Below are 21,959 nucleotides of genomic sequence, written 5' to 3'. Positions count from 1 at the left end.
ATGGCCGTTGGCATCGCGCTCGTCGCGCTCTTCGTCCTGTTCTGCCTGGGCACGCCGGTAGCCTTCGCGCTGTTCGCGTCGAGCCTGACCTACTTCCTGATCGGCGCCGACCAGCCGATGGTGACACTGATCCAGCGCCTGGCCGGCGGGCTGGAGTCGATCTCGCTGCTGGCGATTCCGTTCTTCATCATGGCCGGGGTGTTCATGAACCACTCCGGCATCACCGAGCGACTGCTCAAGCTGGCCGAGCTGATGACCCGCCGCCTGCACGGCGGGCTGGCCCAGGCCAACGTGCTGCTGAGCACCTTCATGGGCGGGCTCTCCGGTTCCAACATCGCCGATGCGGCGATGAACGCCAAGCTGCTGGTCCCCAGCATGACCCAGGCCGGCTACCCCAAGGCGTTCTCGAGCGCGGTCACCGCGTCGTCTTCGCTGATCACCTCGACCATTCCGCCGGGTATCGCGCTGATCGTCTATGGCTACGTCAACAACGTCTCGATCGGGCGGCTGTTCCTCGCCGGCGTCGTCCCCGGGGTGCTGATGGCGGTCGCCATGATGGTGCTGGTCTCGATCCAGTGCCGGCGTCTCGGCTACCAGAAGCCGCGCCGCGAACGCGTATCGCGTCACGAGTGGATCAGCGTGACCCGCGCCGGGATCATCGCCCTGCTGCTGCCGGTGGTGGTGATCGGCGGTATCCGGATCGGCGTGTTCACGCCCACCGAGGCGGGCGCCATGGCGGTGCTCTACGCGCTGATCGTGGGGCTGTTCGTCTACCGTCAGATGGGTCTGGGTAGCGTCGCCGTGGCCACCCGCGAATCGCTGATGGCCGCGGTCAACGTGCTCTTCATCATCGCCGTGGCGTCGGGCTTCGCCCGCGTGCTCACCTGGGAGCAGATTCCGCAGCAGATCGCGCTGATGCTCTCTTCGGGGGTCGGCAGCGCGATCGCCTTCCTGCTGATCGCCAACCTGCTGCTGCTGATCCTGGGCATGTTCCTTGAGGGCAACGCCATCCTGATCGTACTGTCGCCGCTGCTGGCGCCGGTCGCCGCCCAGTTCGGCATCGACCCGGTGCACTTCGGCATCGTCTTCATCCTCAACGCCTCGATCGGCACGATCACGCCACCGCTGGGGACGGTGATGTTCACCACCTGCTCGATCACCGGCGTCTCGATCGGCGCCTTCATCCGCGCGATCCTGCCCTACTGGCTGCTGCTGGTGGCGCTGCTGCTGGTGGTCACCTTCGTCCCCGCGATCTCGCTGACGCTACCCAACTGGGTGTTCTAGCTAGGTTTGTGCCCGGCGGGCCCGGGCCAATGCCCCGATATCCTCCGGCCCGGTGCGACAGCAGCCGCCGATGGCGCTGGCACCGGCGGCCAGCCAACGCGGCAGGCCCTCGGCGAGATCCCGCGGCGCCGGCGCGTGGGCGCAGCCGGCGTGCCAGGTCTTGGTCACCGGGTCGTAGTGCTCGCCGGAGTTGGGATAGACGATGATCGGCAACTCGGTGACGCCGCGCAGACGCGTGACCAGGCTCTCGATATGAGCCAGCGCCGTGCAGTTGATGCCGATGGCGGCCACCCCGGGTAACGCGTCCAGGGCCTCACCGCAGCGCTCGATCGGCGTGCCGTCACTGATATGCCCCTCATCGCGGGCGGAGAAGGTGAACCAGGCCGGCACCGTGGAAAGGTCGGGCAGCAGCCCGGCCACCGCCAGGGCCTCTTCCAGCGAGGGCAGGGTTTCCACCGCCAGCAGATCGGGGCCTGCCTCGAGCAGCGTGCGCAGCCGTGGACGATGGAACTCGGCCAGCGCCTCGCGCCCGATGGTATAGTCGCCGCGATACTCGCTGCCATCGGCGAGAAAGGCGCCGTAGGGCCCGACCGAAGCCGCCACCAGCGGGTAGGGGCGCGAGGCGTCGGCGTGCGCCGCCCAGCAGGCGTCGCGCGCCTCCTTTGCCAGCGTCACCGCGCGCTGGATCAGGGCGTCGGCCTCGGCGGCCTCGATCCCGGCACGCATGAACCCCTCCCGCGTGGCCTGATAGCTGGCAGTGATGGCGACATCGGCCCCCGCCTCGAAGTAGGTCCGGTGCACGTCACGGATACGTTCGGGCGCCTCGCGCAGCACCCGAGCCGACCACAGCGCATCGTTGAGATCGCAGCCCAGCCGCTCGAGCTCGGTGGCCAGCGCGCCGTCGACGATCATGAAACCGGCCTGGGCGGCGATCGCCGCGATCGGATTGGCGTCGGTCTGGGTAGCGCTCGGATTGGCAGCACTCATGAGGTGGGCTCCTCGGTGACATCAGCGTAGCGGCGGTGCGAATCGCCCGCCGGATCGGCCTGGGTGGCGGGCTGGCGCGGGCGGGTCAGGTAGTAGCAGGCGTAGCAGAGCGCCACGAAAGGCACCCCGAAGTAGAGCGCGATACGCTGCTGGGGGTCGAAGGCGATGCCCACGCAGGCGAACAGGCAGAAACCGAAGGCGGCCAGCGGCACCCACGGATAGCCCGGCGTGCGGTAGACCAGATCGCGCGGGTCATTGCCGGCGCGCACGTAGACCCGGCGGAAGCGCCACTGGCTGGCGGCGATCGCCATCCACACCAGCACCACCGCCAGCCCCGAGATCGAGACCAATGCCAGGTAGACCAAATCCGGCGCATAGACGCTGGAGAAGAGCGCGCCGAAGCCGCCGAGCATGCTCAAAATCACCGCGTTGAGCGGAATGCCCCGGCGGTTGAGCCGACCCAGCGCGCGCGGCAGCGTGCCCTGGCGCGACAGCGTCCAGAGCATGCGCGACGACGCGTAGAGCCCCGAGTTGGCTGCCGAGATCAGCGCGGTGATGATCACCAGATTGATCACGTCCGCCGCCCCGGGCACCCCGATACGGTCGAAGACCGCCACGAACGGACTCTCCACCAGCCCGGCCTGCTCCCGCGGCAGCAGCGCCGCGATCACCACGATGGTGCCGACGAAGAACAGGATCAGCCGCCACAGGGTGGCGCGAATGGCGCGCGGCACGTTGGTCGCCGGATCGACGGTCTCACCGGCGGCGATACCGATCAACTCGGTGCCGGAGAAGGCGAACATCACCGCCAGCAGCGTGGTTCCGATGGCCAGATAGCCGGTGGGAAAGGCCCCCTCGGCCCACAAGTTGGAGAGCCCCGGCGCCGGTGCCCCGGCCGGCGCGTCGGCCAGCGGCACGAAGCCGAGCACCGCCGCGGCGCCCAGCACCACGAAGATCACCACGGTGGCGACCTTGATCAGCGACAGCCAGAACTCGGTCTCGGCGAACAGCCGCGTGGTGAAGGCGTTGGTGGCGAAGACGATGGCGGCGAAGATCGCGCTCCAGTACCAGCCCGGCACCTCGGGGAACCAGCGCCCCATGAACACCGCCGCCGCGGTGAACTCGGAACCCAGCGCCACGGTCCAGGTGAGCCAGTAGAGCCAGGCCACGGTGTAGCCCGTGCCGGGGCCGATATAGCGCGTGGCGTGGGCGCTGAAAGCCCCCGCCTCGGGCATGTGCACGGCGAGTTCGCCGAGACACATCATCACCAGCCAGGCGACCAGACCGCCGATGAGATAGGCCACAATGGCGCCCAGCGGGCCGGCCTGATTGACGGTGTAGCCCGAACTCAGAAAGAGTCCGGTGCCGATGACCCCGCCCAGCGACAGCATCACCAGGTGGCGGCTCTGCATGCTGCGCTTGAACGGGGTCTCTTGGCTCTCTTGCATAGCGAATGTCCGGTTGAAAATCGGGGTGAAGACGACAGGCGCGCCATGTTACCCAATCCATCCCGCTTGCGGGTAACCGTGATCCGGGGCCGAAAGATCGATTTGGAACAAGCTGATAGCGGCCGGCCCGGCACACCGGGCATCGCCACCCGCGGCCCGCGGCGGTTAAGATGAGCGCTATCGGTCCTCGCCGCGCGAGCCCCCCAACCTGGATGCCGAACCATGCCCGAGGTGAAAGCCGCCCGCCGCTCCCCGCCCGCACCGCGCCCCAGCGTCGCCGAAGCGCTGGCCGAGGAGATATTCACCGGCCGCTACCAGCCCGGCGAGTTCGTGCCCAAGGAGATCGATCTCTGCGAGCGCTTCGCGCTCAACCGCTCGGCGGTGCGCAGCGATCTGCGCCAGCTGGTGGATGCCGGCATCATCGAGCGCATCTCCGGCTACGGCTCCCGCGTTCGCCCTTACTCCGAATGGAATATTCTCGACCCTCAGGTCACCGCCTGGATGACCCGCTTCGCCACCCCCAACCCCGGCATCCAGCGCGAGATCCTCGCCTTCCGCTTCGACGTCGAGCCCTACGTGGCAATGACCGCGGCCAAGCGTGCCACCGCCCGCGACCTGGTGGCGATCGAGGAGGCCTTCGACGGCATGGGCCAGCATCTGCGCCAGCCCAGCGATGAGGGCCAGCGCGCGCGGCTGCACAGCGACTGTGACGTGGCCTTCCACGTCGCCATCTTCAAGGCCACTCACAACATCGTCTGGACCCAGCTCTCGCACATCCTGCGCCCGTCGATCCATCTCTTGGTGGAGACCTCCAACGTCAGTGCCAGCGACCCCGAGGAGAGCCTGGAGCGTCACCGGGTGCTGATGGAGAGCATCCGTACCCGGCGCCCTGCCGAGGCTTTTCAGGCCTCGCTGGCGGTGCTCCAGGGCACCGCCAGCGCGCTGGGGCTGGCGCTGCCGGAGACGCTGCTGGGGGAGAGGCCGCCGCCCGGCGACTGAGAGAGTATCGGCAAAAAAAGCGCCCGAGCGGTGAGCTCGGGCGCAGTCGACAGGCGAGACGCGGCCTGTAGAGAAGTCGCTCTGGAGAGGCGCGGCGCTGAAAGAGACAAGCGTCCGGCGTCGCGCTCAGAGGGTGGTTAAAAATTCGCCGAGCGCAGGCATTTTGTAAACACCCGCTCAGCCCCCTCTCAGTGGTTGTCGCGCGGCAAGTCCCAGGCAATGGCGCGGTACTTGGTGGCCGGTGCCAGCGTCATGCCGCGGTCCAGCGGCTCGACCATGCCGCGCTGGATCTCCTGCCACGGCGTCTGGTGATCGCGGTAGGGGTAGCCGCCGCGCGCCTCCAGGCTTGCTCGCCGCCGCGCCAGCTCGGCGTCGTCGACCAGCAGATTGGCCTCGCCGCGACGCAGATCGATACGCACCCGGTCGCCGCTCTCGAGCAGCGCCAGCCCGCCGCCCACCGCCGCTTCCGGCGAGGCGTTGAGAATCGAGGGTGAGCCCGAGGTGCCCGACTGGCGTCCGTCGCCCAGGCACGGCAGCGACTCGATCCCGCGCGCCAGCAGCGCTTCCGGCGGCTGCATGTTGACCACCTCGGCGCCCCCGGGGTGCCCCACCGGGCCGGCACCGCGCATCACCAGAATGGTCTTCTCGTCGATCCCCAGCGTCGGGTCGTCGATCCGCGCGTGGTAGTCCTCGGAACCATCGAATACCGCCACCCGCCCTTCGAAAGCGTCGGGATCGTCGGGATCGGAGAGGAAGCGCCGCCGGAAGTCGTCGGAGATCACGCTGGTCTTCATCAGCGCCGAGTCGAACAGATTGCCCTTGAGGTTGATGAAACCGGCCGCCGCCACCAGCGGGTCGGCGTAGCGGCGGATCACGTCGCTATCCTGGGTCTCGCGCCCCTGGCAGTTGTCGGCGAGGGTGTGGCCATTCACCGTCAGCACCTCGCCGTGAACGCGCCCCGCCCCCAGCAGCTCGTGGATCACCGCCGGCACGCCGCCAGCGCGGAAGAACTCCTCGCCCAGATAGGCGCCCGCCGGCATCACGTTGGCCAGCAGCGGCACGTCATGGCCGAGCCGCTGCCAGTCGTCGTTGGCCAGCTCGATACCGGCGTGGCGGGCGATGGCGTTGATATGGATCGGCGCGTTGCTCGACCCGCCCAGCGCCGAGCACACCACGATGGCGTTCTCGAACGCCTCGCGGGTCAGGATACGGCTGGGGCGCAGGTCCTCCCACACCATCTCGACGATGCGCGCACCGGTGGCGTAGGCCACCATGGGGCGCTCCTTGTAGGGCGCCGGGATCATTGCCGAGCCTGGCAGGCTCATCCCCAGCGCCTCGGCCATGGAGTTCATGGTCGAGGCGGTGCCCATGGTGTTGCAGTGCCCCACCGAGGGCGCCGAGTCGGCGATCCGGGCGAGGAAGGTGGGATAGTCGATCTCGCCGGTGGTGAGGCGCTTGCGCAGCTCCCACACGATGGTGCCGGAGCCGACCCGCTCGGCGCCGCGCCAGCCGTTGAGCATCGGCCCGCCGGAGAGCACGATCGCCGGTAGATCGGCGGTGGCCGCGGCCATCAGGCAGGCCGGCGTGGTCTTGTCGCAGCCGGTGGTGAGTACCACACCATCCAGCGGATAGCCGTGCAGCACCTCGACCAGACCGAGATAGGCGAGATTACGGTCCAGCGCCGCGGTGGGCCGGCGCACGTTCTCGTGGATCGGGTGCAGCGGGAACTCGAACGGCACCCCGCCGGCGGCGCGAATCCCCGCCTTGGTGCGCTCGACCAGCTCGAGATGATGACGGTTGCACGGCGTCAGGTCGGAGCCGGACTGGGCGATACCGATGATCGGCTTGCCCGCGGCCAGCTCCTCCAGGGTGATGCCGTAGTTCATGTAGCGCTCGAGACACAGCGCCGTGGTACCGGCGTGGTCAGGGTTGTCGAACCACCAGCGCGAGCGCAGTGACTCGCGACGGCGCGCGGGGGAATCAGACATCGAAAGGCTCCAGAGAGGCGCCACGCGCCGCGCGGCACCGACGTGCCAGGGACCCCGGACGGCGCCGGGAGAGACGACGTGACATCAGGCGGTTCATAGCGGCTTGGCCGCCGCATAGCCCAGGTCCGTATCGGACTCCAGGGTGTTGCGTAGCGGGCGGCCCAGGGCCGGCAGCTCGATCTCGTAGCGGTCGCCCGGTTCGACCGTCACCTGGTCGGCGAAGCTCAGCGTCGCGGTGCCGAAGAAGTGCACGTGGACATCGCCCGGGCGGCGGAAGTTACGGTACTTGAAATGGTGGTGCTCCAGATTGGCCAGGCTATGCGCCATGTTGGCCTCGCCGGTCAAAAACGGCTTTTCCCACAGGGTCTTGCCATCGCGCACGATGCGGCTGGTGCCCTCGAGGTGCGCGGGCAGCTCGCCCACCAGCAGCTCCGGGCCGTAGCTGCAGGCGCGCAGCTTGGAGTGGGCCAGCCACAGGTAGTTGAAGCGCTCGGTGACATGATCGGAGAACTCGTTGCCGACGGCGTAGCCGACCCGCCACGGGGTGCCGTCGTCGCCGATCACGTAGAGCCCGGCCAGTTCCGGCTCCTCGCCGGCATCCTGGGCGAAGCTCGGCGAGCGTAACGCCGCCTCGGGCGCCACCACACAGTCGCCGTCGCCCTTGTAGAACCACTCCGGCTGCGGCCCTACCTCGCCGGCGCCCGGTTTGCCCGCCTCCACGCCCATGCGGAACATGCGCATGGAGTCGGTCAAGGTGCTCTCGTCGACCTGAGTCGCGGCGTGCATGGCCGAACGCGTGTCGGCACTGCCGAGGTGAGTCAGCCCGGTGCCGGTGACCAGCCAGTGGGCAGGGTCCGGGTGGGTCAGCGGCGGCAGCAGCTGGCCGTTGTCGACCAGCGCGGCGTAATCGAGCCGGGTGTCGGTCAGCGCCGCCTCGACCATCTCGCTCAGCGGGCGCCCCGCGGCGATCGCCTGGCGCGCCAGACCGTAGACCCCCGCCTCCGCGGCCACCACCTGCACGCTCTGGGCGTCGACCACCAGGCCCACCGTCAATCGCCCCTCGTGGCGACATTGAATCAGGCGCATTGTCTTTGCTCTCCTCGGCATTGATTGGGCTCACACTCACGAGCGGTTTCGGGCTCGCTGGACAATCGAGCGGGTTCGGGCGCGGCGGATAGACACCGATGCAGGATATGTTGAACATACTAGCAATAAGTACAACATAGACTTTCGGCGCAAATACCCCACCCGCGAATCACGCTAGGCTGGACAGCTCACTCGGCGAGCGCTGCTGGCCCGATTCATTGACCGCCATGGTGACAGCTTCCGGCCCCAGCGGCAGGTGCACTCGACCAATGTCTAGCTAACACGGATATTGCACTCAATGTTCATTCACCCTAGCTTCGAAGGCGAAAAGCGCGCCATCTGATGCGCCCGAATTCAGCGCCATTCGCACGACCTCAGCTGCCCGGCAGCGGCGTCGATCGATAGCGGCGTAAGTGGCGTATTCAGCGACATGCTTTTCATGTGTTCGCGATCCACTGTCCGGAAAGCGGACACCATGACCACCGCTGCTCTGAGCAAGACCCACGACAACCAACAATCACTACAGAGTCACTCTGGAGACACCGCCATGATCTCGACGACCGCGAAACGCTTCTGCCTCGGCCTGCTCGGTGCCGCCCTGGTCCTGCCCCTGCCGGCGCTGGCCGACTATCCCGAAAAGCCGATTACCCTGATCGTGCCGTGGGCGGCGGGGGGCGGCACCGATGCCACTGCGCGCACCATCGCCACGGCGCTGGAGAAGGAGCTCGGCCAGACCGTCAACGTGGTCAACCGCACCGGCGGCAGCGGCGTTGTAGGACACACCGCCATCGCCATGGCCAGGCCCGACGGCTACACCCTCGGCCTGGTCACCGGCGAGATCAACATGATGCACTGGCAGGGCCTGACCCAGCTCACCTACGCCGACTACACCCCGATCGCCCAGATCAACTACGACTACGCCGGCATCCAGGTCGCCGCCGACGGCCCCTTCGATTCGGTCAAGACCCTGCTCGACAAGGTCAAGGACGAGCCCAAGGGCACCTACAACGCCTCCGGCACCGGCCAGGGTGGCGTATGGCATCTGGCCTTCGCCGGGCTGCTGCTCGACCAGGGCATGGAGGCCGACCGTGTGACCTGGATCCCCAGCCAGGGCGCGGCGCCGGCGATGACCGAGATGGCGGCGGGCAGCATCGATATCGTGCCCAGCTCGGTGCCCGAAGGACGCGCGATGATCGAGGCGGGCAAGGTCAAGAGCCTGGCGATCATGGCTCCGGAGCGGCTCGCCAGCTTCCCCGACGTACCCACGCTTAAAGAGGCGATCGGCAGCGACTACACCATCGGCGAGTGGCGCGGTATCGCCGGCCCCAAGGGCATGGACCCGGCCGTGGTCGAGACACTGGAGAAGGCGGTCGAGGCGGCCTATCAGAGCGACACCTACCAGAACTTCATGGCCAAGCAGGGCTTCGGCACCGAGTGGCGCGGCGCCGATGACTTCGGCAAGTTCATGGCCGAGCAGGATCAGCGCTTCGGCGAGATCGTCAAGCAGGTCGGCCTGGCCAAGTGATAGCGCAGCCCGCGGGAGTCGCACGATGAGAGACTTTCTCCTGGGTCTGGCCTTCGCCATCGGCGGTGGCGTGGTGATCGCCGTGGCGCAGACCTACCCCACCATGCCCTCGCTGCAGTACGGGCCATCGCTGTTCCCCTCGCTGATCGGCGCGGGGATGCTGATCGGCGGTGCGCTGCTGGCACTGAGTCAGGTCCGCGTGCTCGCCGCCCGGCGGCACGCGCCCGAGGATCCGGGGCTCTCGCGCTACGACTACCTCGGGCTGGCGCTGTCTCTGGTGCCCTGCGCCCTGATCGTGTTCTACATCCTGGCCGCCGAGACCCTCGGCGCCGGGCTGTGCATGCTGCTCTCGATGTGGCTGCTGATGCTGATGCGCGGTGCGAAATGGTGGCTGGCGCTGGGCGTCGCCCTGGTGGTGTCGCTCATCGTCACCCTGCTGTTCTCGCGCTATCTGCTGATTCCGCTGCCGGAGGGCGTACTGCTCCCGCAAAGTCTGGCCTGGATCGGGTAATCGCTCATGGAAACCTTCTTGCAAGGCCTGGCCATGGTGTTCAACGCCCAGACGCTGCTGGTGATCGTCGCGGCGGCCGTGTTCGGGCTCTTCGTCGGCGCCATCCCCGGCCTCACCGCCACCATGGCGGTAGCCCTGCTGGTGCCGATCACCTTCTACATGGACGCCACGCCGGCGATCGCGGCGATCGTCGCGACCTCGGCGATGGCGATCTTCGCCGGTGACATTCCCGGTACCTATCTCAATATCCCCGGCACCCCCGCCTCCGCCGCCTATGTCGGCGAGTCGTACCGGCTGGCGCGCCAGGGTCGGGCCCGGGAGACGCTGGGTACCAACCTGCTGTGCTCGGTGTTCGGCGGTCTGTTCGGCACCCTGGTGCTGGTGTTCGTCTCACCCTCGCTGGCCGAGGTGGCGCTCAACTTCAGCTCCTTCGAGTACTTCTGGCTGGCGCTGCTGGGCTTGAGCTGCTCGATCTTCATCGCCATCGGCTCGCGGCTGAAGGCGTTTCTGTCGCTCACCGTGGGCCTGCTGCTCTCCACCGTGGGGCTCGATATGATGAGCGGCGCGCCACGATTCACCTTCGGCGTGCCCGACCTGATGGCCGGGGTCAACTTCATTCCGGTGATGATCGGCATGTTCGCGCTCAACGAGATCATGCTGTTCTACGGCTCGCGCAACGAGGCCCGCAGCGTGCCGGCAATGGCCAAGGACAGCGTGTTCCGTCATGCCCCCGCCACCCTGCGCCGCTACTGGCGCAACATGCTGCGCGGTAGCGCCCTGGGTACGCTGATCGGCGCGCTGCCGGGCGCAGGGGCGGATATCGCCGCCTGGATCGCCTATGCGCTGGGCAAGAGCCGCTCGAAGGAGAAAGAGAAGTACGGCAGCGGCCATATCGAAGGGATCGTCGATGCCAGCTCGGCCAACAACTCCGGCATCAGCGGTGCCTGGGTACCGGCGCTGGTGTTCGGCATCCCCGGCGACACCATCACCGCCATCGTCATCGGTGTGCTCTACATGAAGGGCATGAACCCGGGGCCGACTATCTTCATGAACGGCGGCAGCCAGGTCTACGCCCTGTTCACGGTGTTCTTCGTCGCCAACCTGATGATGCTGCCGCTGGGCTATCTGGCGATCCGCGCCTCCAAGATCTTCATCCTGACCCCGCGCAAGATGCTGATGCCGGTGATCTTAACCTTCTGCATCGTCGGCGCTTTCGCTATCAACAACTCGGTCACCGATATCTGGATCATGCTGGTCATCGGCCTGGTCGCCTTCGTGCTGGCACGCAACGACTTCCCCATGGCGCCGGCGATCCTGGGGCTGGTGCTCGGCGGCACGCTGGAGAACAGCTTCATGAGCTCGATGCTCAAGTCCGGCGGCGATCTGCTCGCCTTCTTCGAGCGCCCCATCAGCGCCGCTCTCGGCGCGCTGGTGATCCTGATCTGGCTGCTGCCGACGCTGATCAAGCACATCCGCCGACTGCGCCGCCCCGCAGCCGCCACCGCCGGAGACGAGAAATGACGCGCTACGACGCCGCCACTCTGCGTACTACCCTGCGCGCCCTGTTCCGCGAGGCGGGGACGCAGGAGGAGGTCGCCGAGACCACCGCCAGGATTCTGGTCGAGGGCGATCTGCTCGGCCACCACACCCACGGCGTGAAGCTGGCCGACGGCTACCTCAAGGATCTCGCCGCCGGCAACGCCAGCGGCGACCCCGGGGTGCTCGAGATTCAGGAAAACACCCCGGTGGCGGCGCTGTTCGACGGCCACTACCTGCTCGGGCCCTATCTGGTGCAGCGCGCCCTCGACCACTGCCGCGCGGCCGCTGCCACCTTCGGCCTGGGCATGGTCAGTCTCAAGCGCTCGCACCATATCGCCTGCCTGGCGGCCTATCTACAGCCACTGGTGGAGGCCAACCTGGTGCCGCTGATCCTGAGTTCGGACCCTGCGGTAGCCTCGGTGGCACCGTTCGGCGGTCTCGATCGGGTCTACACCCCCAACCCGCTGGCAGCAGGCATCCCCGGTCGCGAGCAGCCGCTGCTGATCGACGTCAGCATGTCGACCATCACCAACGGCACCGTGGGCAAGACCCACGCCGCCGGCGAGCGTCTGGCGCATCCGGCGATCCTCTCCGGGCACGGCGCGGTGAGCGATGACCCCGCCGACTACTTCGCCGAGCCGGGCGGCAGCATCCTGCCGCTGGGCGAACTCGCCTTCGGCCACAAGGGCTTTGCCCTGGGGCTGATGGTGGAAGCGCTGACCTCGGCCCTGGCCGGGTTCGGGCGCAAGGATGGCCCTACCACCTGGGGCGCCTCGGTAATGGTGATGGTGATCGACCCGGCGCGCTTCGGCGGTACTCAGGCGTTCCTCGACGAGACCGATCATCTCGCCCGACGCTGCTTTGAGGCGCGCCCGCGCGATGCCGAGCGCCCAGTGCGCCTGCCCGGCCAGTCCGGCCTGGCGCGGCGGCGCGACTATCTCGCCGACGGCATCCCGCTACCCGAAGACGTGGTGGCGGCGATGCGTCAGGCAGTGGCACGCTCATCGCTGGCCGGCACGACGCCCTTCGGCTGAACGCCGGACACCCCTTTATCCGCGCCGCGCAAGCGCAGCGGCGCCCAGTCACCCCTGATCATCGAGAGCTGGTTTTCCCATGACCCAAGCCCAAGCACCCGACCGCCTGCCCGAGTCACTCGACTGTCTGCCCGAGGACGCCGATCGCGCCCTGCTGGTGGGCCGCGCCTGGCTGGGCGACGACCCGCAGCGCGGCGGCCCGGCCATCGTCGCCGTACGCGGCGATGCCCTGGTCGATCTCTCAGCGCATGTCGCCACCATGGCCGATCTGCTCGAGCACCCCGACGCCGCGGGCCTGGTGCGCGACGCCGAGGCACCGCTGATCGCCCCGCTGGCGACGGTGCTGGCCAACAGCGCCGCGGCCGAACCGATCGCGCCCTATCTGCTCGCACCCTGCGACGTGCAGGCCATCAAGGCCTGCGGTGTGACCTTCGCGGTCAGCCTGCTGGAGCGGGTGATCGAGGAGCAGGCCGGCGGCGATCTCAACCGCGCCGCCGAGCTGCGCCGCGAGATCCAGACGCTGATCGGCAGCGACCTGTCGCGCATCCAGCCCGGCTCGGAAGAGGCGATGACGCTCAAGCGCGAGCTGCAGGCGCGCGGCGCCTGGTCGCAGTACATGGAGGTGGGGATCGGCCCGGATGCCGAGGTCTTCTCCAAGGCGCAGCCGCTCTCCGCGGTGGGCCACGGCGCCCGGGTCGGCCTGCATCCGGCCTCGCAATGGAACAATCCGGAGCCGGAGATCGTGCTCGCGGTGGACACCCAGGGGCAGGTGCGTGGCGCCAGCCTGGGCAACGACGTCAACCTGCGCGACGTCGAGGGGCGCAGCGCGCTGCTGCTGGGCAAGGCCAAGGACAACAACGCCTCCTGCGCCATCGGCCCGTTCATCCGCCTGTTCGACGCCCACTTCGGCATCGACGACGTGCGCCAGGCGCGGGTCTCGCTGCGTATCGAGGGCAGCGACGACGGTTTCGTGCTCGAGGGCGACAGCGACATGCGCGAGATCAGCCGCGACCCGCTCGACCTGGTGGGTCAGACCCAGGGGGCGCACCACCAGTACCCGGATGGCTTCATGCTCTTCCTCGGCACCATGTTCTCGCCGATCCAGGATCGCGACGGCGAGGGCCAGGGCTTTACCCACCATCTGGGCGACCGGGTCGACATCAGCACGCCCAAGCTGGGGCGGCTGAGCAACGTGGTCGCACGCAGCGACCAGCTGCCGCCGTGGACCTTCGGCATTCGCCGCCTGATCGCTCACCTCGCGCATCGTCAAGGCGCGTGAGGCGATATCACCCCGTGGCGGCCGGCCCGGCCGTCACGGGGTGAGCCAAGCCGCTGTGCGATCAGCGACCTGAGTCTCTACACGACGAGGAACACGCCATGAAAATCACCCGCGTCCGTGCCCGTGTCTTCGAATGGAAAGGCCATACCGTGCCTCCGACGCCGCATTTCTGCGCCAACGCCATGGACGAGCTGTGGGACAAGAGCGACTCCATGGGTACCTTTCGCTTCCACGGCTGGACCGTGGTCGAGGTCGAGACCGACACCGGTCTGGTGGGGCTGGGCAATGTGGCGCTCGCGCCGCGGGTCGCCAAGACGATCATCGATCAGTATCTGGCGCCACTGGTCCTCGGCCAGGATCCGTTCGACTACGAATATCTGTGGCAACGTATGTATCGCGCCACCCTGGCCTGGGGCCGCAAGGGGATCGGCATGGCGGCGATCTCCGGGGTCGAAATCGCGATCTGGGATCTGATGGGCAAGGCGGCCGGCCAGCCGGTGTTCAAGCTGCTCGGCGGGCGCACCAAGGAAAAGATCCCCTGTTACGCCTCCAAGCTCTACTGCATGGACCTGCCGTCGATGCAGGAAGAGGCGCAGTCCTATCTCGACCAGGGCTTCAAGGCGATGAAGATGCGTGTCGGCTATGGCCCCAAGGATGGTCCTGCGGGCATGCGCGCCAACCTCGACAGTGTCGCCGCGGTGCGCGAGGTGATCGGCGACGACATCGACCTGATGATCGACTGCTACATGGGCTGGAACCTCGACTACGCCAGGCGCATGCTGCCCAGGCTGGAGCCTTTCCAGCCGCGCTGGGTGGAAGAGCCGGTGATCGCCGATGACATCGACGGCTATGCCGAACTCAATCGGCTGACCAGCATTCCGATCTCCGGTGGTGAACATGAATTCACCCATTACGGCTTCCGCCAGTTGCTCGAGAAACGCGCGGTCTCCGTCATCCAGTACGATACCAACCGGGTCGGCGGCATCACCGCGGCGCGCAAGATCAATGCCATGGCGGAGGCCTTCTGCGTGCCGGTGATCCCCCACGCCGGTCAGATGCACAACTACCATCTGACCATGGCCTCCCTCGCCTCCCCCATGTCCGAATTCTTCCCGGTCCACGATGTCGAGATTGGCAACGAACTCTTCTACTACCTGTTCGAAGGGGACCCCGAGCCGGTCGACGGCTGCCTCGACCTCGACGATGACACCCCGGGGCTGGGGCTGTCGCTCAACGAGCGCTACTTCGATCAGTTCCATATCATCGAATGACACCGCCCTGTCGCCGCGTGAAGGCGCAAGCCGCTGTCCCGAGCTGAGTGGACAGCGGCCGCGCCGGTCTCGCAATGCGACGCTCAGCCTTCGGAGCGCGTCATCAGCAGTGAGATGAAGGCTTCCACCACCTCGGCGCGCTCCTCGCCCTTGCGCGTCATCACCCCGTAGTAGCCCAGCGGCTCGCCGATGGTCAGCGGCAGCGCGGCGAAGCGCCCGGAGGAGATCGCCGTGCGCAGTATCGAGGTGGGCAGCAGCGCGATGGCATCCGAAGCGCTGACCAGCTGCAGCGTGGTCTGGGTCGAGGTGGTCTCGATCACATTGCGCGGCGAGCGCACCTGGGCCTCGGCCAGGGCCACCTCGAAGAGGCCGCGCATGGGGCTGGAGGTGGGGTGCATCACCCACGGCCAGCGCACTACCTCGGCCAGGGTCGGGGTGTGCTGGCACAGCGGGTGGCCGGCACGCACCACGATCGAGACCGGCTCGGCCTGGAGCGGCAGGAAATCGAACAGGTGGTGCTGGGCCGGTTCGGTATAACGCCCAAGCACCACGTCGAGACGCTTGTACTCGAGATCGGCCAGCAGACGATCGCTGGAATTCTCCTGAACGTTCACCGCCAGCTGCGGGCGCTCATGCTTGAGCTGGATGATCGCCTGCGGCAGCAGTACCGGTGCCGCGCCGGGGACGCTGCCGATCACCAGCTTGCCGTGGCCCCCCTCACGCAGCGAGATCAGATCGTCGATCAGGCGGTCAGTGTCGTTGAGAATGCTGCGCGCGTAGCGCACCAGCAGACGGCCACCACTGGTCAATGTCATCTGCCGTGGCTGGCGCAGAAACAGCGCCATGCCGAAGAAGTTCTCGATGTCCTTGAGCATCTTGCTGGCGGCCGGTTGGCTCATGTTCATGTGCCGCGCGGTGGCGTGAAGACTGCGACTTTCGTCGAGGGTCACCAGCAGCACGAGGTGCTTGATACGCAACCAGCTCTTGATGTGAATTCGACTATCGTGGGACATGTGCATCCCTGCCTTTATTCTTTGGTCAAAGACAATAACCCCGGGTTATTCCAGTTGCAAAAAAAACGATTATTCGGGGCTTCAGCGCTCCTTTAGGCTGTTCGGAATCGCCGAAGAGACCATCGATTGAGGTCTCGAGAATTGGCGCATTCCCCGACAATAGCGCGACCTATTTCGTGCCGTAAGCCATAAGGAAAACCGCGCCCCATGACCACCATTCAGCGCGTCGAAGCCCAGGACATTCGCTTCCCCACCTCGCGTGAGCTCGACGGCTCGGACGCGATGAACGCGGCGCCGGACTATTCGGCCACCTACGTCATCCTGCACACCGATGCGGACGATGGCATCAGCGGTCACGGGCTCACCTTCACCATCGGCCGCGGCAACGAGATCTGCGTCGCCACGGTCAACTCCCTGGCCTCGCGCCTGGAGGGCCGTACGCTCGAGGAGATCACCGCCGACATGGGCGCCTTCTGGCGCGACCTGACCAGCGGCGACAGCCAGCTGCGCTGGCTCGGCCCGGAAAAGGGCGTCATCCATCTGGCCTGCGCGGCGATGGTCAACGCAGTGTGGGACCTGTGGGCCAAGCGCGAGGGCAAGCCGGTCTGGCAGCTGCTCGCCGACATGACCCCGGAAGCACTGGTCCAGTGTCTGGACTTCCGCTTCGTCAGCGATGCACTCACTCCGGAAGAGGCGATCGCTCTGCTGCGCCGCCAGGCACCGACCAAGGCCGAGCGTGTGGCGCATCTGCGCGAGCACGGCTACCCCGGCTACACCACCTCGGCGGGCTGGCTGGGCTACTCGGAAGAGAAGATGCGCAAGCTCTGCCGCGAGGCGCTGGACGAGGGTTGGCGCCACTTCAAGCAGAAGGTGGGCGGCGACATCGAGGAGGATCGCGCCCGTGCCCGCATTCTGCGCGAGGAGATCGGCCCCGAGTGCACCCTGATGATGGATGCCAACCAGATGTGGGATGTCGACGAGGCGGTCGCCAACATGCGCCGGCTGGCCGAGTTCGACCCGCACTGGATCGAGGAGCCGACCAGCCCCGACGATATTCTCGGCCACGCCGAGATCCGTCACCGTCTGGCGCCGATCGGCGTCGCCACCGGTGAGCACTGCCACAACCGCGTCATGTTCAAGCAGCTGTTCCAGGCCGAGGCGCTCGACTTCTGCCAGCTCGACGCCGCCCGCCTGGGCGGGCTCAACGAGGTGCTGGTGGTACTGCTGCTGGCGGCCAAGTACGGCATCCCGGTGTGCCCCCACGGTGGTGGCGTGGGCCTGTGCGAGTACACCCAGCACATCTCGATGTTCGACTACATCGCGGTCTCCGGTTCGCTGGAGGGGCGCCTGCTCGAGTACGTCGACCATCTGCACGAACACTTCGAGGCCCCGGTGCAGATCCACCGCGGCCGCTATCAGGTACCGGATGCCCCGGGTTACGGGGTGACCATGAAGGCGGCGTCGCTCGCGGCCCACCGCTACCCCGACGGCAGCGCCTGGCACTCCGCCTAGCGCCGTCCCCCGGCAGGCGCGGCCGCCCTCGACAAGCCACAACAAGGTGGCACCGCCCTGCCCCAGACCACCAGCCCACATGCTCTGGAGTCGAAGATGAAAACAACCACACGTCCCCTACGTACCCTGCCGCTGCGCCGCTCGCTGATGTCGCTGCTGACCGCCGGCGTGCTCGGCCTGGGCAGCCTGTCGGCGGTGGCCGCCACCGAGATGCCGCCGCTGCCCGAGGTCAAGGGCAATGTCGTACAGGGCGACGGCAAGGACTACAGCCTCAAGTTCAACATCGGTCTGACCCAGTCCAGCGCCCAGTATCGCGGCCTGGAGTACTTCAAGAAGATCGTCGAGCAGCGCAGCGACGGCCATATCCAGGTGCAGATGTTCCACAGCGCCCAGCTGGGTGACGATCTGCAGTCGGTGAGCGCACTACAGGCCGGCACCCTGGAGATGACCTCGCCCTCGACCTCGCCGATGGTCAACATGTTCCCGCAGTTCGCGGTGTTCGATCTGCCGTTCCTGTTCCCCAAGCCGGAAGTCGCCGACAAGGTGCTCGATGGCGAGATCGGCCAGCGCATGCTGAAGGAAGCCTCGACCAAGGGGCTGGTGGCGATCGGCTGGTCGGAGAACGGCTACCGTCAGCTGACCAACAGCAAGCGCCCGGTCTCCAAGCCGTCGGATCTCGACGGTCTCAAGATCCGCACCATGCAGAACCCGATTCACCTGGATATCTGGCGCACCCTGGGGGCCAACCCGACACCGATGTCGTTCGCCGAGCTGTTCACCGCTCTCGAGCAGCACGTGGTCGACGGCCAGGAGAACCCATGGATCACCATCAAGTCCTCCAAGTTCAACGAGGTGCAGCAGTACGCCACCGAGACCAACCACGTCTACACGCCCTTCATCACGCTGGTCTCCGAACGCTTCTGGAACCGCCTGCCGGCCGACTACCAGCAGCTGCTGCGTGACGCCGCCAAGCAGATGGGCGACTACGAGCGCCACGTCAGCCGCAGCATGAACGACCAGATCAAGCAGGAGCTGAAAGACGAAGGCATGCAGATCACCGAGCTGACGCCGGCCCAGGTCAAGGTGTTCCAGGACAAGCTGGAGCCCGTCTACGCCAACTGGCGCGACAAGATCGGTGGTGACCTGATCGACAGCATCCGCCAGGCCGCCGCCTCGGCCCAGTAATCCCACCCCCGCGGCCGGTCGAGAGACTGGCCGCGCCTCATTGTCTGGGGCGTGCCGGCCTGGCCGTCACGCCCCGCTTGCTCGGAGAGCGCGATGACCGCTTCCTCGTCCACTGCACGCGGCGTGCTGGGGTGGCTCAAGCTGACCCTGGAGATCGCCGTCGGCCTGCTCGTGCTGGGTGTCGTCTTCTGCGTCACCGCCAACGTCTTCGGCCGCTACGTGCTCAACTACTCCTACACCTGGGCCGAGGAGATGTCCCGGGTGCTGTTCATCTGGCTGGTGCTGCTGGGCGCCGGTGTCGGCAGTCTCGGCAACGAGCACGTCGCGGTGACCTTCTTCCGCGACAAGGCGCCGAGCGCGCTCAAGCGCGCCGCCTCGCTGCTCGCCATCGCAGTGATCTATATCGTCTGCATCTGCATCCTGTTCGGCTTCCGCGATCTGATCTCGGGCTACACCAGCGCCACGCCGATGCTGGGCATTCCGCAGACCTTCCTCTACAGCGCCATGCCGGTGATGGCGATCCTCACGCTGATCGCCAACAGCGTCGCGCTCGTCGCCCTGCTGCGAGGAAAAACAGCATGATTCTCTGGAGCATTCTCGTCGGTCTGGCGATCTGTATCGTCATCGGCATGCCGATCTCGTTCGGCCTCGCCGCCATTACGCTGTTCATCTTCTTCGAGTCGGACTATGCGCTGTCGCCGATCGTGGCGCAGGCGGTCAACGGGCTCGACTCCTTCCCGCTGCTGGCGATCCCGCTGTTCATCCTGGTCGGCGAGGTGATGAGCGAGGGCGGCATCGCCACACGCCTGGTCCGCCTGGCCAGCGCCCTGGTCGGCTTCGTCGCCGGCGGCCTGGGGCAGGTCGCGGTGCTGACCTCGATGTTCTTCGGCGGCATCAGCGGCTCGGCGGTGGCCGACGCCTCCGCCGTCGGCAGCATGATGATCGAGCCGATGAAGCGCCACCGCTACAGCGGGCCGCTGGCCACGGCGATCGTCGTCGCGGCCTCGGTGGTGGGGATCATCATCCCGCCGTCGATTCCGATGATCCTGTTCGGCGTGGTCACCAACACCTCGATCTCGGCGCTGTTCATGGCGGGTATCGTGCCCGGCATCCTGATCACCCTGGGGCTGGCGGTGACCACCTACGTGCAGTCGCGCAAGAACGGCCGCGGCCAGCCGTTCTCGCTGCCGGAGCTGGGCCGCGCGCTGAAGGACGCCGCCCTTGCCCTGCTGCTGCCGGTGATCATCGTAGGCGGCATCCTCTCGGGGGTCTTCACCCCCACCGAGAGCGCGGCGATCGCGCTGGTCTACGCCTTCGTGGTGTCGTTCGTGATCTATCGCAGCCTCAGCCTCAAGCGCTTCTTCCAGCTCTGCATCAACACCGGCAAGCTGACCGGCGTGGTGATGCTGCTGCTCGCCTTCGCCAGCGTGCTGGCGTGGCTGCTGACCGCCAACATGATCCCGCAACAGCTGGTGGTGACCCTCTCGGCGCTGACCGACAACCGCTTCCTGCTGCTGCTGATCCTCGCCGCCTTCCTGCTGGTGGTGGGCTTCTTCATGGATCTGACCCCGGCGATGGTGATCCTGGCACCGCTGATGACCCCGGTCGTGGTCAAGCTGGGCATCGACCCGGTCTACTTCGGCGTGCTGATGTCCTTCATCCTCGGCATCGGGCTGATCACGCCGCCGGTGGGTACGGTGCTCTACGTCGGCTGCGGCGTGGGCAAGGTGGGCATGGAGAGTCTGGTCAAGAGCCTGCTGCCGTTCTATTTCACCCTGCTGGGCCTGCTGGTGCTGTTCCTGGTCTTCCCCGGCATCGTGCTGTGGTATCGCTGAGCAAAGGGAGACGACGATGAACCGCGACAACGCCCTGATCGGCGAACTCGAAAAATTGCTGGGCGCGCGCGGCGTGCTCACCCAGGAGGATGACCTGGCCCGCTACCGCACCGACTGGACCGGGCGCCGCGGCGGCATGCCCCTGGCCGTGGTGCGCCCGGAGAACACCGCCCAGGTGGCGGATATCGTCGCCTACTGCCACCGCCACGACGTGCCGCTGGTGCCCCAGGGCGGGCACAGCGGGCTGGTGTGCGGGGCGATGCCGGACGAGGAGTGCGCCGAGCTGGTGCTCAGCCTGGAGCGCATGAACCAGGTACGCGAACTCGACCCGCTCAACTTCAGTCTGAGCGTGGATGCCGGCTGCGTGCTGCAGACCATCAAGGAGGTGGCGGAGGAAGCGGACTGCTACTTCCCGCTGGCCCTGGGTGCCCAGGGCAGCTGTCAGATCGGCGGCAATATCTCCACCAACGCCGGCGGGCTCAACGTGCTGCGCTACGGCATGACCCGCCAGCTGGTGCTGGGCCTGGAAGTGGTACTGCCCGACGGGCGAATCCTCAGTCACATGCGTGCGCTGCACAAGAACAACACCGGCTATGATCTGAAGCAGCTGTTCATCGGCGCCGAGGGCACGCTGGGGATCGTCACCGGTGCGGTGCTCAAGCTCTTCCCCAAGCCCCAGGTCACCCGGACCGCCCTGCTCGCCTGCGCCGACATCGAAGCGGTGCTGGCGCTCTACGCCCTGGCCCGGCGCTGCTGCTGCGATCTGCTCACCGCCTTCGAGCTGATTCCGCGGCACTGCCTGGAGCTGGCCATGCGGGCAGCGCCGGACCTGCGTGACCCGCTCGACGCGCCCCACCCCACTTACGTGCTGATGGAGGTAGCGGCGAGCGGCCCCGCCGATCTGGATGCGATGATCGAGGCGCTGTTCGAACAGGGGGCCGAGGCGGAGCTGCTGGTCGACGGCGTGCTCGCCTCCAGCGAGGCCCAGGCCCAGCAGCTGTGGCTGATCCGCGAGGCGATGCTGGAGGGCCAGCGGCAGACCGGCGAGCATCTGCGCACCGATATCTCGCTGCCGATCTCGTCGCTGCCGCTGTTCCACGCCCAGGCCTGTCACGCCATCGCCGAGGCCTGCCCGGAGGCGACGGTGATCGCCTACGGCCACATCGGCGACGGCAACCTGCACTTCAATATCCTGCCGCCGGCGGCGCTGACGGAGGCCGAGCGCCTGCCGCTGCTACACGATCTGGAGCTGCGCCTGTTCGAGATCGTCGAAGCGTTCGACGGCAGCATCAGCGCCGAGCACGGTATCGGGCGGCTCAAGCAGGCCGCTTTTCTCGATACCCTGCCGGGGCCGGAGTACGACCTGATGCGCGGTATCAAGCATCTGCTCGACCCGCGCGAGCTGCTCTCGCCGGGGCGTATCCTGCCGCGCAGCGGCGATTGAAACCGACACGGGCGGTGCG

The 21,959-nt window shown here is 67.2% G+C and carries 18 protein-coding genes; 13 read left to right on the top strand and 5 right to left on the bottom strand.

Features of this window, described 5'->3' with window-relative positions; translation table 11 throughout:
• A complete protein-coding gene (locus tag ABV408_RS06380) occupies positions 1-1,284 on the top strand; it encodes a TRAP transporter large permease (RefSeq protein ID WP_353981615.1) in 1,284 nt (427 codons plus the stop codon).
• Here ABV408_RS06380 and mmuM read toward each other — a convergent pair whose 3' ends face one another.
• Together mmuM and ABV408_RS06370 are read right to left on the bottom strand one after the other, a co-directional pair.
• Positions 1,285-2,271, bottom strand: a complete 987-nt coding sequence (gene mmuM, locus ABV408_RS06375) for a homocysteine S-methyltransferase (RefSeq protein WP_353981614.1) — start codon at positions 2,269-2,271, stop codon at positions 1,285-1,287.
• A complete protein-coding gene (locus tag ABV408_RS06370) occupies positions 2,268-3,719 on the bottom strand; it encodes an amino acid permease (protein ID WP_353981613.1) in 1,452 nt (483 codons plus the stop codon). The genes mmuM and ABV408_RS06370 overlap by 4 nt, the downstream gene beginning before the upstream one ends.
• A gap of 222 nt (positions 3,720-3,941) precedes the next feature.
• Here ABV408_RS06370 and ABV408_RS06365 point away from each other — a divergent pair, with 222 nt between their 5' ends.
• The gene (locus tag ABV408_RS06365) at positions 3,942-4,718 is read left to right on the top strand and encodes an FCD domain-containing protein (RefSeq protein ID WP_353981612.1); all 777 of its coding nucleotides are present in this window, start codon (positions 3,942-3,944) and stop codon (positions 4,716-4,718) included.
• A gap of 188 nt (positions 4,719-4,906) precedes the next feature.
• On the opposite strand, the gene ABV408_RS06360 is transcribed toward ABV408_RS06365, so the two are convergent.
• Both ABV408_RS06360 and araD1 read right to left on the bottom strand, forming a co-directional pair.
• The gene (locus ABV408_RS06360; RefSeq protein WP_353981611.1) at positions 4,907-6,706 is read right to left on the bottom strand and encodes an IlvD/Edd family dehydratase; all 1,800 of its coding nucleotides are present in this window, start codon (positions 6,704-6,706) and stop codon (positions 4,907-4,909) included.
• A 93-nt stretch (positions 6,707-6,799) separates the two neighbouring features.
• A complete protein-coding gene (gene araD1, locus ABV408_RS06355; protein WP_353981610.1) occupies positions 6,800-7,792 on the bottom strand; it encodes an AraD1 family protein in 993 nt (330 codons plus the stop codon).
• Positions 7,793-8,339: 547 nt separating this feature from the next.
• On the opposite strand from araD1, the gene ABV408_RS06350 reads away from it, so the two are divergent.
• The 6 genes from ABV408_RS06350 to ABV408_RS06325 all read left to right on the top strand — a co-directional run bounded on the left by ABV408_RS06350 (position 8,340) and on the right by ABV408_RS06325 (position 14,951).
• Positions 8,340-9,317: a tripartite tricarboxylate transporter substrate binding protein gene (locus ABV408_RS06350; protein WP_353981609.1), complete on the top strand. Its 978-nt coding sequence runs from the start codon at positions 8,340-8,342 to the stop codon at positions 9,315-9,317.
• Positions 9,318-9,342: 25 nt separating this feature from the next.
• Positions 9,343-9,828, top strand: coding sequence for a tripartite tricarboxylate transporter TctB family protein (locus tag ABV408_RS06345; RefSeq protein ID WP_353981608.1), 486 nt, complete (start codon positions 9,343-9,345; stop codon positions 9,826-9,828).
• Between the two features lie 6 nt (positions 9,829-9,834).
• Positions 9,835-11,349 (top strand): tripartite tricarboxylate transporter permease, encoded by a 1,515-nt coding sequence (locus ABV408_RS06340; protein ID WP_353981607.1) that lies wholly within the window; start codon positions 9,835-9,837, stop codon positions 11,347-11,349.
• Positions 11,346-12,401 (top strand): Ldh family oxidoreductase, encoded by a 1,056-nt coding sequence (locus tag ABV408_RS06335; RefSeq protein ID WP_353981606.1) that lies wholly within the window; start codon positions 11,346-11,348, stop codon positions 12,399-12,401. Before ABV408_RS06340 ends, ABV408_RS06335 begins: the two co-directional genes overlap by 4 nt.
• A 79-nt stretch (positions 12,402-12,480) precedes the next feature.
• Positions 12,481-13,680, top strand: coding sequence for a fumarylacetoacetate hydrolase family protein (locus tag ABV408_RS06330; protein ID WP_353981605.1), 1,200 nt, complete (start codon positions 12,481-12,483; stop codon positions 13,678-13,680).
• Positions 13,681-13,778: 98 nt separating this feature from the next.
• On the top strand, positions 13,779-14,951 hold the full coding sequence (locus tag ABV408_RS06325) for an L-rhamnonate dehydratase (RefSeq protein ID WP_353981603.1): 1,173 nt from the start codon (positions 13,779-13,781) through the stop codon (positions 14,949-14,951).
• A gap of 83 nt (positions 14,952-15,034) precedes the next feature.
• Here the strand turns inward: ABV408_RS06325 and ABV408_RS06320 are convergent, their stop codons facing one another.
• Entirely contained in the window at positions 15,035-15,964 is a 930-nt protein-coding gene (locus ABV408_RS06320) for a LysR substrate-binding domain-containing protein (protein ID WP_353981602.1), read from the bottom strand.
• Positions 15,965-16,171: 207 nt separating this feature from the next.
• Between ABV408_RS06320 and ABV408_RS06315 the strand changes: the two genes are divergently transcribed.
• From ABV408_RS06315 to ABV408_RS06295, 5 genes are all read left to right on the top strand, one after another.
• Positions 16,172-17,476, top strand: a complete 1,305-nt coding sequence (locus ABV408_RS06315) for an L-fuconate dehydratase (RefSeq protein ID WP_353981601.1) — start codon at positions 16,172-16,174, stop codon at positions 17,474-17,476.
• Between the two features lie 96 nt (positions 17,477-17,572).
• Positions 17,573-18,661: a TRAP transporter substrate-binding protein gene (locus tag ABV408_RS06310; RefSeq protein ID WP_353981600.1), complete on the top strand. Its 1,089-nt coding sequence runs from the start codon at positions 17,573-17,575 to the stop codon at positions 18,659-18,661.
• Between the two features lie 93 nt (positions 18,662-18,754).
• Positions 18,755-19,243 (top strand): TRAP transporter small permease, encoded by a 489-nt coding sequence (locus ABV408_RS06305; RefSeq protein WP_207034912.1) that lies wholly within the window; start codon positions 18,755-18,757, stop codon positions 19,241-19,243.
• Positions 19,240-20,496, top strand: coding sequence for a TRAP transporter large permease (locus tag ABV408_RS06300; RefSeq protein ID WP_353981599.1), 1,257 nt, complete (start codon positions 19,240-19,242; stop codon positions 20,494-20,496). The genes ABV408_RS06305 and ABV408_RS06300 overlap by 4 nt, the downstream gene beginning before the upstream one ends.
• A 16-nt stretch (positions 20,497-20,512) precedes the next feature.
• On the top strand, positions 20,513-21,940 hold the full coding sequence (locus ABV408_RS06295; RefSeq protein ID WP_353981598.1) for an FAD-binding oxidoreductase: 1,428 nt from the start codon (positions 20,513-20,515) through the stop codon (positions 21,938-21,940).
• Positions 21,941-21,959: the final 19 nt, after the last annotated feature.

The organism is Salinicola endophyticus, assembly GCF_040536835.1.
Taxonomy (GTDB): domain Bacteria; phylum Pseudomonadota; class Gammaproteobacteria; order Pseudomonadales; family Halomonadaceae; genus Salinicola; species Salinicola endophyticus_A.
The sequence above is the reverse complement of the archived record's forward strand: the minus strand, read 5'-3'. Positions and strand labels throughout refer to the sequence as shown.

What these genes read in the sequence shown, in the direction of transcription:
- ABV408_RS06370 (WP_353981613.1), bottom strand. Translation starts at nt 3,719, where the DNA reads ATGCAAGAGAGCCAAGAGACCCCGTTCAAGCGCAGCATGCAGAGCCGC.
- ABV408_RS06300 (WP_353981599.1), top strand. Translation starts at nt 19,240, where the DNA reads ATGATTCTCTGGAGCATTCTCGTCGGTCTGGCGATCTGTATCGTCATC.
- ABV408_RS06315 (WP_353981601.1), top strand. Translation starts at nt 16,172, where the DNA reads ATGACCACCATTCAGCGCGTCGAAGCCCAGGACATTCGCTTCCCCACC.
- mmuM (WP_353981614.1), bottom strand. Translation starts at nt 2,271, where the DNA reads ATGAGTGCTGCCAATCCGAGCGCTACCCAGACCGACGCCAATCCGATC.
- ABV408_RS06340 (WP_353981607.1), top strand. Translation starts at nt 9,835, where the DNA reads ATGGAAACCTTCTTGCAAGGCCTGGCCATGGTGTTCAACGCCCAGACG.
- ABV408_RS06345 (WP_353981608.1), top strand. Translation starts at nt 9,343, where the DNA reads ATGAGAGACTTTCTCCTGGGTCTGGCCTTCGCCATCGGCGGTGGCGTG.
- ABV408_RS06380 (WP_353981615.1), top strand. Translation starts at nt 1, where the DNA reads ATGGCCGTTGGCATCGCGCTCGTCGCGCTCTTCGTCCTGTTCTGCCTG.
- ABV408_RS06350 (WP_353981609.1), top strand. Translation starts at nt 8,340, where the DNA reads ATGATCTCGACGACCGCGAAACGCTTCTGCCTCGGCCTGCTCGGTGCC.
- ABV408_RS06295 (WP_353981598.1), top strand. Translation starts at nt 20,513, where the DNA reads ATGAACCGCGACAACGCCCTGATCGGCGAACTCGAAAAATTGCTGGGC.
- araD1 (WP_353981610.1), bottom strand. Translation starts at nt 7,792, where the DNA reads ATGCGCCTGATTCAATGTCGCCACGAGGGGCGATTGACGGTGGGCCTG.
- ABV408_RS06305 (WP_207034912.1), top strand. Translation starts at nt 18,755, where the DNA reads ATGACCGCTTCCTCGTCCACTGCACGCGGCGTGCTGGGGTGGCTCAAG.
- ABV408_RS06320 (WP_353981602.1), bottom strand. Translation starts at nt 15,964, where the DNA reads ATGTCCCACGATAGTCGAATTCACATCAAGAGCTGGTTGCGTATCAAG.
- ABV408_RS06325 (WP_353981603.1), top strand. Translation starts at nt 13,779, where the DNA reads ATGAAAATCACCCGCGTCCGTGCCCGTGTCTTCGAATGGAAAGGCCAT.
- ABV408_RS06330 (WP_353981605.1), top strand. Translation starts at nt 12,481, where the DNA reads ATGACCCAAGCCCAAGCACCCGACCGCCTGCCCGAGTCACTCGACTGT.
- ABV408_RS06310 (WP_353981600.1), top strand. Translation starts at nt 17,573, where the DNA reads ATGAAAACAACCACACGTCCCCTACGTACCCTGCCGCTGCGCCGCTCG.
- ABV408_RS06335 (WP_353981606.1), top strand. Translation starts at nt 11,346, where the DNA reads ATGACGCGCTACGACGCCGCCACTCTGCGTACTACCCTGCGCGCCCTG.
- ABV408_RS06365 (WP_353981612.1), top strand. Translation starts at nt 3,942, where the DNA reads ATGCCCGAGGTGAAAGCCGCCCGCCGCTCCCCGCCCGCACCGCGCCCC.
- ABV408_RS06360 (WP_353981611.1), bottom strand. Translation starts at nt 6,706, where the DNA reads ATGTCTGATTCCCCCGCGCGCCGTCGCGAGTCACTGCGCTCGCGCTGG.